General features: G+C 66.0%; 5 protein-coding genes and 2 pseudogenes. 5 read left to right on the forward strand and 2 right to left on the reverse strand.

The window, feature by feature from the left end:
* The first annotated feature begins 198 nt into the window (after positions 1 to 198).
* The 4 genes from AOQ71_RS43460 (at position 199) to AOQ71_RS18735 (ending at position 6,191) form a co-directional block, all read left to right on the forward strand.
* Positions 199 to 375 carry a DUF3311 domain-containing protein gene (locus AOQ71_RS43460; protein ID WP_083514315.1) on the forward strand — a complete coding sequence of 59 codons (177 nt, stop codon included), beginning with the start codon at positions 199 to 201 and terminating at the stop codon, positions 373 to 375.
* Complete coding sequence (gene mctP, locus AOQ71_RS18725; protein ID WP_057749058.1) at positions 365 to 1,855, forward strand: monocarboxylate uptake permease MctP; 1,491 nt, start codon at positions 365 to 367, stop codon at positions 1,853 to 1,855. The genes AOQ71_RS43460 and mctP overlap by 11 nt, the downstream gene beginning before the upstream one ends.
* 122 nt (positions 1,856 to 1,977) lie before the next feature.
* Complete coding sequence (locus AOQ71_RS18730) at positions 1,978 to 5,541, forward strand: hybrid sensor histidine kinase/response regulator (RefSeq protein WP_057749061.1); 3,564 nt, start codon at positions 1,978 to 1,980, stop codon at positions 5,539 to 5,541.
* Positions 5,538 to 6,191, forward strand: a complete 654-nt coding sequence (locus AOQ71_RS18735) for a response regulator (protein WP_057749064.1) — start codon at positions 5,538 to 5,540, stop codon at positions 6,189 to 6,191. Before AOQ71_RS18730 ends, AOQ71_RS18735 begins: the two co-directional genes overlap by 4 nt.
* A 174-nt stretch (positions 6,192 to 6,365) precedes the next feature.
* Here the strand turns inward: AOQ71_RS18735 and AOQ71_RS48110 are convergent.
* Together AOQ71_RS48110 and AOQ71_RS18740 are read right to left on the reverse strand one after the other, a co-directional pair.
* Positions 6,366 to 7,369, reverse strand: a pseudogene (locus AOQ71_RS48110) (apolipoprotein A-IV repeat region-like domain-containing protein); the annotation flags it as partial.
* A gap of 1 nt (position 7,370) precedes the next feature.
* Positions 7,371 to 12,268, reverse strand: a pseudogene (locus tag AOQ71_RS18740) (apolipoprotein A-IV repeat region-like domain-containing protein); the annotation flags it as partial.
* Between the two features lie 405 nt (positions 12,269 to 12,673).
* Between AOQ71_RS18740 and AOQ71_RS18745 the strand changes: the two are divergent.
* Positions 12,674 to 13,048, forward strand: coding sequence for an Hpt domain-containing protein (locus AOQ71_RS18745; RefSeq protein ID WP_083514317.1), 375 nt, complete (start codon positions 12,674 to 12,676; stop codon positions 13,046 to 13,048).
* Positions 13,049 to 13,118 lie beyond the last annotated feature (70 nt).

Genomic DNA, 13,118 nt, shown 5'->3' on the forward strand with positions numbered 1-13,118 from the left:
TCGCCTGCGCAAAATTGCGACGCAATTTTGTCGCGGGCTTCTTGCAGTGACGACCTATCGGTCGCCGCGCCCATACGAAAGTATGGGGGGCTGGCCGCGCCAAGGTAGGGGGAGGGGCTGGCGGTGATCTCCGCTATATCGCGCTCAAGGTGCGCTTCACGAAAAGCGCGTCGACTTCACTCATAGGGAGGAGAGAGCGTGATACGTCTGCTGCTGTTGTTGCCGTTCATCGGCCTGATGATCGTGCCGTTCTACAATATCCGGGAGCCCTATCTGTTCGGCTTCCCGTTCTTCTACTGGTACCAGCTCGCCTGGGTGCCGCTCACCTCGCTGCTCACCTACATCGTCTACAGGAGCGTGCGTCGTGCTGGCTAATGTCGATAGCGCGGCGTTCGCCGTTTTCCTCGTATTGTTCATCCTCGTCACCGGCATGGGCTTCGTCGCTGCGCGCTGGCGCAAGCCTGAGACGCTAGCTCACCTCGACGAGTGGGGCCTCGGCGGCCGCAAGTTCGGGACCTTGATCACCTGGTTCCTGGTCGGCGGCGATTTCTACACCGCCTACACCGTGATCGCGGTGCCCGCCCTCGTTTACGCGGTCGGCGCCTACGGATTCTTCGCGTTGCCCTACACCATCATCGTCTATCCCTTCGTGTTTGCGGTGATGCCGGTGTTGTGGAAGGTCGCCAAGAACCGCGGCTATGTCACGGCCGGCGACGTGGTACGCGGCGCCTACGGCTCGCGCGGGCTGGAGCTTGCCGTTGCGGCGACCGGCGTGCTGGCAACGATGCCCTACATCGCGCTCCAGCTGATCGGCATGGAAGTCGCGATCAAGGCGCTCGGGCTGAGCGGCGAGGTGCCGCTCGTCCTGGCCTTCCTGGTGCTGGCGCTCTACACCTATTCGTCGGGCCTGCGCGCGCCTGCGCTGATCGCCTTCGTCAAGGACATCATGATCTACATCGTGGTGATCGCCGCGATCGCGATCGTGCCGTCCAAGCTCGGCGGCTACGGCGCGATCTTCACCGCGGCGGATGCAGCCTTTGCGGCCAAGGGCTCGGGCGGCATCCTGCTGTCGCCGGCGCAGATCGTGCCCTACGCCTCGCTGGCGCTCGGCTCGGCGCTCGCCGCCTTCATGTATCCGCACACGCTGACCGGCGTCTTCGCCTCGTCAGGCGGCAACACCATTCGCAAGAATGCGATGCTGCTGCCGGCCTACACGTTGCTGCTCGGCCTGCTGGCGCTTCTCGGCTACATGGGCCACGCGGCAGGGCTGAAGCTTGCGAGCAACAATGACGTCGTGCCGGAGCTGTTCAAGACTCTGTTCCCGAGCTGGTTCGCAGGCTTTGCCTTCGCGGCGATCGCGATCGGTGCCTTGGTGCCGGCAGCTGTCATGAGCATTGGCGCGGCCAATCTGTTCACCCGCAACTTCTGGAAGGTGTGGGTCGATCCGAAGGTGACGCCGGCAGGTGAAGCCAAGGTCGCCAAGATCACCTCCATGCTGGTAAAGGTCGGCGCGCTGCTCGCCATCCTGTTGATGCCGACGCAATTTGCGCTCGACCTGCAATTGCTTGGAGGCCTCTGGATCCTGCAGACGCTGCCGGCGCTGGTGTTCGGTCTCTATCTGACCTGGTTCTCGAGCACGGCGCTCTTGGCCGGCTGGGCCGTCGGCCTTGCGGGCGGATCGTGGCTGGCCTGGTCGGATGGGCTGAAGCCGCTGCACGGCATGGACTTCGGCGCCGGCAAGGTCGCGATCTACACCGGTCTGCTGGCGCTCGTGCTCAACATCGTGGTCGCGGTCGTAGTCAACCTCGTGCTCAAGGGCCTTCCGCAGGCTCGCTTGTCGCGCGAGGCGGCCTGACGTCAAGACTGGATCGGCGGNCCGCCGATCCAAAGTGCCTTCCATGCGATTGAAAACGCTTTAGTATCCGCCCGCGTTCCGAGCCCTCATGAGTGGGCGGATCGGTCTGGAGTGAGGATATCTTGCAGGCGTGGTTCGTTCTCGCGGTCGCGGCCGGTTATGTGACTACGCTGTTCCTGATTGCCTGGTGGGGCGATCGGCGGAGCGCGGACGGACCGCTGGTCTCGCCAAAGTCCTGGGCGGCGGCGATCAGCTATTGCCTGACGCTTGCGGTCTACAACACCTCATGGAGCTTCTACGGGTCGGTTGGCCGCGCCGCCACCAGCGGGCTGGACTTCGCCACGATCTATATCGGTCCGACTCTGGTGCTGCTGTTCGGCCAGAAGTTGCTCGGCAAGTTGATCGCCATTGCGAAGGCCCAGAACGTCACCTCGATCGCCGACTTCATCGCCGCACGCTACGGCAAAAGCCAAGTACTCGCCGCCTTCGTGACGCTGGCCTCGCTGCTCGGAGTGCTTCCCTATATTGCGCTTCAGCTCAAGGCCGTCGGCAAGAGCTTTGACTATCTGATCCTGCAGCCTGAGCGCGCCAGCGGCGAGGCGCTGCGGTTCTGGCAGGACTCGGCCTTCGGCGTCGCGGCGTCGATGGCGCTGTTCGCAATCGTGTTCGGCGTTCGCCACGTCCATGCCAGCGAGCATCATCGCGGCTTGATGCTGGCGATTGCGTTCGAGAGCGTGGTCAAGCTGATCGCCTTCCTTGTCGTCGCGTTGTTCGTGCTGTTTGGGCTCTCAGGAGGACCAGCCGCGCTGCTGTCGCAGCTCTCTTCGGATCCGCAATTGGCTGGGATCCTCGCCTTCGATCCCGCCCAGCCGGTCTGGCCCTCGACGATCATCATCTCGGCGATTGCCTTCCTTTGTCTGCCGCAGGCGTTCCACGTCGTCGTCGTCGAGAACGAGAGCCCTGGCCATACGCGCACCGCAGCGTGGCTTTATCCTGCCTATCTTGCGCTGTTCAGCCTGCTGATCCTGCCGATCGCGGCCGCCGGCCTTGCAAGGTTCGGTGCGATGACGGACCCCGACACCTACGTCATCTCGCTGCCGATCGCAGCGGATGCCGGCACCATCAGCCTGATCGCCTTCCTGGGTGGACTGTCGGCCGCCACCGGCATGGTGATCATGACTTCCGTCGCTCTGAGCACCATGCTCTGCAACGACGTCATCATGCCGCTGTTGCTGCGCTCGCGCTTCTTCGGCCTGCGCGCCCAAAGCCGGCCGGTGACTTCGGTGCTGATGACGGTGCGCAGGCTCTCGATCCTCTGCATTCTGCTGCTGGCCTACCTGATGCACCGCCTGGTCAACCAGGCCTATCCGCTCACCGTGATCGGCCTGTTGTCGTTCGTCGCAGTCGCGCAATTCGGTCCAGCGTTCGTCGGTGGCCTGTTCTGGCAGCGTGCCAACAAGATCGGTGCCTCGATGGGAATCGCCGCCGGATTCCTGATCTGGGCTTATACGCTGCTGCTTCCCTCGGCCGCACCGCTATGGCCCGCCTTCGAGGAGATCGTTAGCCACGGCCCGTGGCAGCTCGCTTTCCTCAAGCCGAACGCACTGTTCGACCTCGGCGGGCTCGATCCGATCTCGCACGCGACGCTGTGGAGCCTTGCCGCCAACATCATCTGCTTCGTTGCGTTTTCGCTGCTGGGGCGGCAAACCACCGTCGAGCGCAATCAGGCTGCGGCATTTGCCGACGGTGTCGTCCGCGACACGGTGCCAAAACTGTCATCGCGCGTGGTGGTCCGGCTCGACGATCTCCGCGCGCTCGCCCGGCGCTTTGTCGGTGCGGAGCGCGGCGAGGCGGCTTTTGACGGCTATCTCGCATCGCGTATGGCGGGCACCGGGCCGCGCCTCGATCCGTCCGACTTCGTCGATCTCGACTCGATCCGCTTCACCGAGAATCTTCTCGCTGGCGCGATCGGTGCTGCGTCGGCGCGCGTGGTGATTGCAGCCTCGCTGGAAGGGCACTCGCTGTCGCGGCGGGCGGCGATGGCGATGCTTGACGAGGCTTCAGAAGCCCTCCGCTTCAATCGCAGCCTGCTGCAAAGCACGCTCGAAAGCGTGCCACAGGGCATCTGCGCGTTCGACGCCGATTTCAACATCACGGCCTGGAACGGGCGGTTTATCGCGCTGCTCGACCTGCCGCCCGATTTCGTGCGCGTCGGCCTTCCGCTCTCCGAGCTCATTGCCTTCAATGTCGAGCGCGGCGAATACGCCGCGTCCGAATTCGCTGCGCTCCTGGTCAATCGCGACGTCGCGACCCAGAGCTGGCCCTATCTGTACGAGCGCAAGCGGCCGGACGGCACGGTGCTCGAGATTGTCTACAATCGCGCCGCCGAGGGCGGTTATGTCTCGACCTACACCGACGTGACCGAGCGTCACCGCGCTGCGGAAGCGTTGCGGCGCGCCAACGAGGATCTCGAACTGCGTGTCCGCGAGCGGACCGAGGCGCTTGAGGAGGCCAAGGCGGAGGCCGAGCAGGCCAATCTCGGCAAGACCCGCTTCTTGGCGGCGGCCAGCCACGATCTGCTGCAACCGCTGAACGCGGCGCGTCTGTTCCTGTCCGCGCTTGACGAGAGCCTCCGTGCTTCTTCGCACGCTGGTGCCGCGGGGAAGGAGCTAACTCTCGCCGGTAGCGCCATCACGGCTCTGCGCTCGACCGAGCATGTCCTCGATCGGCTGCTCGACATCTCCTCTTATGATGCCGGTGCCGTTCGTGCCGAGCCGATCGACTTTCCGATCGCGGATCTGCTCGTGCAGCTGAACGTGGAATTCTCCGCGATGGCGCGCGAGCGTGGGCTCGTCCTCCGCGTCGTCGATTGCCGGCTCGCTGTGCGCAGCGATCCGCATTTGCTCCGACGGATCTTGCAGAACCTGCTCTCGAATGCGCTGCGCTACACGCCCAAGGAGACTTTCAAGGGACGCATCCTGCTCGGCTGCCGGCGACGCGGCGGCGACTTGCGCATCGAGGTCTGGGATACCGGGATCGGCATCGCCGCGGCGGATCGGAAGCGCATTTTTGAGGAGTTCCAACGCCTGGCACCGGGATCGGAGAAAGGGCTGGGCCTAGGGCTCGCGATCGTCGATCGCATCTCGCGGCTGCTCAGTCATCCCGTCGACCTCCGTTCGCGCCCCGGACACGGCTCCTGCTTTGCCGTCACGGTGCCGCTCGCGCACGGGTCGGGAACGTCGCTCCAGCGCAAATCGGCCGACGCGGCGCCTGATGTGACCGAGCGTGCGCTGACGATCCTGTGCCTGGACAATAATGCAACGATCCTCGATGGTCTGACGGCGCTGCTCGGCGGCTGGGGTCATCGCGTCCTGGTCGCAACCGATGCCGCCAACGCGATGGCGGCGGCCGCGGCAAGCCCGCCCGACGTCGTGCTGGTCGATTATCATCTTGATGGCGAGCGTACCGGCTTGGACTTTCTCGACGATCTCAGGCAGAGATCGGGCCGCGGCGCCTGCGCGCTGGTCGTCACCGGAGATCGCAGCGAGGCCGTCCGGACAGCGGCGAAGGCACGTGGCTGCGAGGTACTGTCCAAGCCGCTCAAGCCCGCGGCGCTGCGTCGCTTCCTCGGGGGTGAGGCCTTGAGCCGGCAGTTCGGGACCCAACAGGGAGCCTCATCATTGTGACCATGCGCATCCTTATCGGCGATGATCATCCGCTGGTGCAGGCTGCGCTCCGCAGCGCGCTGTCGACCGTGCTGCCCGACCTCGACATCATAGCCTGCCAGTCCCTCGACGAGGCGGTGAGCGTGCTCTCGGCGCAATCGGACGAGATCGACCTCATCCTATGGGACCTGACGATGCCGGGGATCCAGGGATTTGCCGCGCTATTCATCCTGTCGGCGCAATTTCCGATGGTGCCGGTTGCGATCATCTCGGCGCGGCAGGACGCGGCCACGATCCGTCGCGCCATCGCCTATGGCGCATCCGGCTACATCCCGAAATCGCTCAGCCTGCCCGAGATGGCGGAGGCGATCACGAAGATCCTGGCCGGCGAAATCTGGATGCCCCCCAATGTCGGCGGCCGCGGCTCGATCCAGAGCGCCGATGTCGAGCTTGCCGCCCGCATGGCCTCGCTGTCGGCGCAGCAGCTGCGCATTCTCACGATGATCGTCGAGGGCAAGCTCAACAAGCAGATCGCCGGCGAGCTCGACATCGCCGAGCAGACCGTGAAGGGTCACGTCTCCACGATCCTGCGCAAGCTCGGTGTCGGCTCGCGGACCCAGGCTGCGGTCCTCGCCGAGCGGCTGTCGTTCAGGCAGCCGGGCGGGGCCTGATCTCGCAAGGTCAAAAAACAAAACGGAGGCGGTACTGCCTCCGTTCTCATTCATAGTCGCTAAAGCATGATCCGGAAAAGTGCGGAGCGGTTTTCCGAAAAGATCATGCTCAAACAAAGAGCTAAAGCGCGATGACGATTGAACCTAATCTCATCGCGCTTAAGCCTCGCCGCTTTATCCCAACCGCCCCGCCGCATGTGCGAGCAGGGTGTAGACCAGGCCCGTCTCCGAGGTCAGGTGGCTGCGCAGCTCCTGCGGGCCGCGGCCGTCGCGGGCGACTTCGTCGAGCAGGCGTTCGAACTCGCCGATGTAGCGGTCGACCGTGCCCTTGAAGTTGCGGTCGGCGCGATATTTGCGGGCGACCTCGTCGAAGGCCTTCTGGCCGGCGGGCGTGTACAGGCGCTTGGTGAAGGCCTTGTTCTCGCCGCGCTGGTAGCGGTCCCACATCTCGGCGGCGAGGTTGCGGTCCATCAGCCGGCCGATGTCGAGCGACAGCGACTCCAGCGGATTGCTGCTCGCCTGCGGGGCCTGCGGCTGCGGAGCGGGGGCAGCCTGGCGGCCGCGCGGGGCCTCACGACCGGTCGAAGCCGCCTGGCCCGCGTCCGTGCGGTTCAAGAGATCCGACAGCCAGCCGTCGCGGCCCTGGTCGTTGCCACCAGGGGCGACCGGGGGGGCCTCGGTGCGACGCGAGGAGGCGGGCATGCCGAGGTCCGGCGGCGGCAGCGTCGAGGCGCTGCCGGTGTCGCGCGTGCGGGTCTCGACGCCACGACCGCCCACGCTTGCTATCACCGGCTCCTCCTGGCGCTGGACGGCGACGGAGGCGCGGCCCGCCGTGGTGACGTCGAGGCCGCGGCCGTGCTGGGCCACGATGCGGTTGAGCTCAGCGAGCGCCTCGATCTGGTCGACGATCACCTTGCGCATCTGCGCGGTGCTCTCGGCGGCCTCCTGCGGCATCTCGAGCACGCCGCGGCGCAGCTCGTTACGGGTGGCTTCGAGCTCGTTGTGCATCTCGAACGCCATCTGCTTCATGCTGGCGACCAGGTTGCCGAACTTCTCGGTCGACTGCTTGAACATCGCATCCGCCTCGTCGGTGGTCTGGCGGTAGATGTCGTGCATGGCCTCGATGGTCTGGCGGTGCTCCTCTTCGGACGCCGCGCGCACCGCCTCGAACTGGCGGGNGAGCCTGCGCCGGCGGTCTCGGCGACCACGCGCGCGATGTCGCGGGCGCGCTCTTCGGCAGCAGCGAGCGACTCATCGAGCAGCCCGGTGAAGCGCGACAGGCGCTGGTCGAGATCGGCGGTGCGCAGGTCGATGGTGGTGACCAGCGATTCCAGCGCCGCCTTGCGTTCGGCAAGCGAGGCGGTGGTGTTCTTGTTGCTCTGCTCGACCACCTGTGCGGCCTCGACCAGCGCCTGGCCGTGCTTGTCGAACTGGGTCGACAGCTCGCCGAGATCCTGCAGCGCCCGGGTGGTCTTCGTATTGAAGACATTGAGCTGGTCTTCCAGGTTCTGCGTCGCCGCTCCGTTGCGCGAAGTGACGTCGTTCATCGCCGAGACGAAATCGGCGACGCGCGTCACCAGTGCCCGCTCCAGGGAGTTGAGGTTGTCGTGCGCACCGGTCAGCACTTCCTGGAGGAGGATGTTGCCTTCGCGCAGGCGCTCGAACAGGGCGACCGTGTCGGTGCGCAGGATCTTGCTGGTCTCCTGCATCTCGGTGACCGCAGCGATGGAGACCTGGCGCGACTGGTCGATCGCCGCGCGCGAGGCCGATTCGAGGTCCTTGAGCGACTTGCCGACGGCGCTGGTCGCGATCTCGCTCGCCGCGTTGATGGTGCGGGCGACTTCGTTGCCGTTGCCCATCATGCTCTGCGAGAAGGCCTGGCCGCGCGTCTCGATCGACTTCAGCGCGTCGGAGGTGACCCGGTCGATGTCGAGCGTGAGCTGGCTGGTCTTCGAGCCAATCGCGTCCACGAGCGAGCCGCGCTTGGCGTCGATCATGTTGGAGAGGCGGTCGGCCTGCTGCTGCACATAGGTGACGATCTCGTCGGTCTTGCCGGTCATGGCCTGGCCGAAGCTCGAGCTGGCGGCGAGCACCGAACGCTCGACGTCGGCCGAGCTCGACTTGACCCGCGAGCTCGCCTCGTTGGAGGCGGAGATCAGCGCGTTCTGGGCATTGAGCGCGCTGGTCTGGATGTCGTTGGTCGCGTTCGCCGTGGCCGTGCTGAGCGCGCGCTCGATCTCGGTCGAGATCGTGCGGATCTGGCTTGCGGCGTCCGCCGAGGTCGAGGTCAGCGAGATCTGGGCCTCACGCGCGCTGCTCAGGATGGTCGAGGCGGTGTCGGCGCCGACCGCGGTCAGCGTGCGTTCGATATCCGTCGTCAGCGACTTGATCTGGGTCGCGGCGTCGGTCGAGGCCGAGATCAGCGTGCCCTGGGCCTCGCGCACGCCGCTGGTGAGCGCTTCGATGGTGGCGCCGCCCGCGGTTGCCAGCGCGCGCTGCATCTCGGCGGCGAGCGAGCGGACCTGGCTGGTCTGTTCGGCCGAGACGGAGAGCAGGGTGCTCTGGGCGTCGCGGGCGCTGGCCGTGATGGTTTCGGCGGTCGTCTGGCCGACCTGCGACAGCGAACGATGCACTTCGACCGCGAGCGACTTGACCTGGCTTGCGGCCTCCGAGGACGCATTCACGAGCGTGCTTTGAGCTTCGCGGGCGCCAGCCAGAATGCTCTCCGCCGTCGAAGTGCCGGCCATGGAAAGCGAGCGCTGCACGTCGGCTGTGAGGGCCTTGACCTGGTTTGCCGCGTCCGCAGATCCGGCGACGAGCGTGCTCTGGGCTTCGCGCGCACCCGTCATGATGGTCTCGGCCGTCGCGGTGCCCGCCATCGAGAGCGAGCGCTGCACGTCGGAGGACAGCGCCTTGATCTGGTTGGCGGTCTCGGTCGAGGCCGCGATCAGCGTGCTCTGCGCATCGCGGGCACCCGCGGTGATCGATTCCGCCGTCGAGGTGCCGGCCATCGAGAGCGAGCGCTGTACCTCGGCGGTGAGCGTCTTGACGTGGTTGGCCGCGTCCGAGGACGCCGTGACGAGCGTGGTCTGCACCTCGCGGGCGCCGGCCAGGATCGAGGCCGCGGTCGCCGAGCCGGCTGCCGACAGCGTGCGCTCGACGTCGGCCGCGAGGCCCTTGATCTGGTTGGAGGCATCGCCCGAGGCTGCAACCAGCGACGACTGCGCTTCGCGGGCGCTGGTCAGGATCGAGTTCGCAGCACCGGTGCCGACCGCAGTCAGCGCGCGCTCGACCTCGGCCGAGGTCATCTTGAGCTGGGCGTTGACGTCGGAGGAGACCGTCATCAGGGACTGCTGCGCGGTGCGCGCACCGGTCTGGATCGTCTCGCTGGTGTTGACCACGAGGTTGGTGAGCGAGCGCTCGGCATCCTCGACATGCGAGCGGATCGCGGTCGAGATCATCTCGGCGCGGGACATCATGTCCTCGCTGGCCTGGCGGCCGCTGCTCTCGATGCGGCCGGCGACGGCCTCGACACGCGAGCCGAGCAGATCCTCGAATTGCGCCACGCGGACGTCGATGTCGCTCGCGACCGAACCGACCTTGGTCTCGATCGCCTGCTGGATGTCCTGGAAGCGCGCCGTGACCGTATCGGTCAGATGCATGCTGCGGCCGTCGATGAGGTCGGCAACGCTGGTGATGCGGTGATCGACCGCCTCGATCGCCTGTGCGGTGCCGTCGGTGAGCGTGGATGTCAGGAGGCCGAGGCGCACATCGATGGACTGCAGGGCCTGCGAGGCGCCGTTTGTCAGGGCGGTGTTCAGATAGGTGAGGCGGGTGTCGATGGTCTCGAGGGCCTGCGACGCGCCGCCGGTGAGCGTGGTGGTGAGATGGGTCAGGCGGCTGTCGATTGTCTGGATGGTTTGCGATGCGCCGTCGGTCAGCGTCGTCGTGAGGTTGATCAGGCGTGAGTCGATGGATTCGAGCGCCTGCGCCGCGCCGCCGGTGAGCGTCGTCGTGAGGTTGGTCAGGCGCGAGTCGATGGATTCGAGCGCCTGCGCTGCGCCGCCGGTGAGCGTCGTCGTGAGGTTGGTCAATCGCGCATCGATCGACTGGATCGCCTGCGTCGCACCGTCGGTCAGCGTCGTGGACAGCGCGTTGAGACGGCCGTCGATGGTCTCGGTGACGGACTTCGCGCGGGCATCGAACGACTGCTCGAGCGCGCCGACGCGGCCGCCGAGCTGTTCGTCGAAGGTCTTGATTTGGCCTTCGATCGTGCCGTCGAGGCTGGCGATCTTGCCGTTCAGCGAGGCGTCGAGATTGGACACGCGCTCGCCGATCGTGGTCTCGAACTGCACCAGGCGCTGGTCGAGAATGGCCGTGATCTCGCCGCCGTTGGCGGTGAATTGGGCGTCGAAATTCTCGACATAGGTCTTCAGCGAGTCATGAATGTCCTGCGTGCGCTGACCCATGCGCTCGACGATCTCGCCGCCGAAGGTCTTCACGGTGCGGTCGAACTCGGAGATGTGGCGGGTGATCAGGGCGCCCAGCGTGCCGGAATCGCGGGCGAACCTCTCGACCAGTTCGGTACCCTGGTTCTTCACCAGCTCGTCGAACGCGCTCATCTGCAGCGACAGCGAATCGTGCGCGGTCTCGGTCTGGCTGACGACCTTGGCGACGAGGGTGTTGACCGTGGCCTCGAGCGCTTCGCTCGCCTTGTCGCCGGAGGTCATGATCTGGCCGGCGAGGCGGTTGCCGGCGTCGTCGATCTTGGCCGAAAGATCGTTGGAGCGCAGCTCGAGTTCGAGCAGCAGCGAGTCCGACGAGTTCTTGAGGCTGTCGTGCACCAGCTCGGTGCGCTCGGAGATGCCGTCGACAATCGCGGCGGAACGCTGCTCGAACTCGCCGGTGATGCGGTCGATGCGCTCGTTCAGCATCTCGTGGACGCGGTCGGCGAGGTCGACGAACTCGTCGTGGACGTGGCCGGTCTTGAAGTTGAGGCTGGTGGTCAGCCGCTCGCTGGCGTCGAGCACCGCGCGCGTGGTCTCGGCGCTGGCCTCCTCGAGGCGGTCGAGCAGGTCGCCGCCGCGCTCGCCGAGCGCCAGGATCATGTTGTCGCCGGCATGGCTCAGCGCGCCGGTGATGTGGGCGCCGCGCTCTTCCAGCGCGCCGGTGATGGATTTGGCAACCTCGTCGACGCGCGAAGCGATCGCATCCGAGATCAGCGCGATGTCGTGGCGGAGGTCGATCTGCACGCCGGAAATGGCGCTGCGGACCTGCTCGGCCTGGCCGACCAGGTTGTCACGCTGGTGGGCGATGTCCTGCAGCAGGGCGCGGATGCGCACCTCGTTGTCGGAATAGGCGCGCTCGAGTGCGGCGACCTCGTTGGCGACAAGGGTCTCAAGTTCGCCGGCACGCGCGATGGCGCGCTCGATGCCGTCGCCCATCGCCGCGACCTCGCGGCGGATGGCCTGGCCGACGGTAACCATGGAATCGGAGGCCGAGCCTTCTGGCTCGGAGAAGCGGATCGCGACCTGCGCCATCGCTTGCGCGACTTGGCTCATCTGCTGGCCGCGCCAGACCAGGCTCGCGAGGAAATAGAACAGCATGATCGGCGCAAAGAACATGGTGGCGAGGCCGGCGATCGCCAGCACGCCGCCGCTCTCGCCCATGGCGGCCCGAATCGAGGGCAGGAAGCCGACCGTCAGCGCGGCGCAGGCTGCAAGCCAGACCACGGTGAAGATGGTGGCGCCGGTGTAGATGTTGCGGGCAGGGCGGCCCGTCTGCAGCGACTGCAGCAACTGGCCTATGGTCTCGCGGTCATCATTGGCGGCGCGGCGCGAGGTCCGCGGTTCCTCGATGGAATCGAACACGGCGCGTTCATCGGCGGCGGGCCGCGGCTCGAAGGCCGGATCGTCGAACACGGGCGGCGCGGGAGGTGCGACCGGCGGCACCGTTTCGTTGCGCATCGATGCGTTCCGGCTGGTGTCGGCAGCCGTGTCGCTGATGTTGAGGGCTTCCTGGATCGCAGAAAGCGCAACTTCTGTGGGGTCTTTGACCTTTTTGGGAGTATTGGCCATGTTCAGTCCGAGCCCTCGTTACTTACTTGTACGCGTCCCCCGCGAGCCCTGCGCGCGGCGCAAGCCCACAGACCGGATCATGCCGCTTGCGCGGATCTCCAAGCCGTCCCCACCCGGACGGCTTGTCCGCCAATTTCCGCAACATCCTATTGGCAGAGCGTCGCGAATGAAATGCCCGCGATTAAGACATTCTTAATCATCCTTAATCATCGTTAACAGGAACGGGCCGTAACACCTTAGGCCTAAATGAAATTCTCCACTGGACTCGGCCGATTGCGGCAGCTTTTCGTCAAGAAACGGGCGGATTTGCGTAAAACTACCCAAACACTTCGTTAACCATTTCCGTGCTTCGGTTGCGAGAACCGCCGGACCGGCGGACCATCGCGCGATGCCGGGGCCTGCGCCATGACGCCTGAACTGCAACGGATGGACTGGATGCCCTCGCCCCCGCTTGCGCCCATCGACAGCCCGCTCGACCTCAACCACCTCTCGCGCATGACGCTGGGCGATGCCGAGCTTGAGCAAGAGGTGCTGGCGATGTTTGCCGAGCAGGCGGTCCGCCTGATCGCGGCTATGGCCTCGCTGCCGGCCGAGACCGGCGCGCTGGCACACAAGCTCAAAGGCTCGGCACGCGGGATCGGCGCGTTCGCGGTCGCCGATGCGGCGGCCGGCCTCGAGACGGCGATCAGGACCGGCGACAACCCGCCGAGGGCCTTTGCTGCCCTAAAAGAGGCGGTGGCTGAGGTTCGTGCCGCGATCGCGACGATACTCAAGCACTAAAGGCGGGGTCTCCAAAGGGCCCTGGTCTGCTCACCGCAGTGCTTTGTTTCGGCGCGCTTTCTCTCCGGCG

It is taken from the genome of Bradyrhizobium manausense (assembly GCF_001440035.1).
GTDB classification, from domain to species: domain Bacteria; phylum Pseudomonadota; class Alphaproteobacteria; order Rhizobiales; family Xanthobacteraceae; genus Bradyrhizobium; species Bradyrhizobium manausense.

Coding starts and splice junctions, on each gene's coding strand:
- AOQ71_RS18745 (WP_083514317.1), top strand. CDS start 12,674: ATGACGCCTGAACTGCAACGGATGGACTGGATGCCCTCGCCCCCGCTT.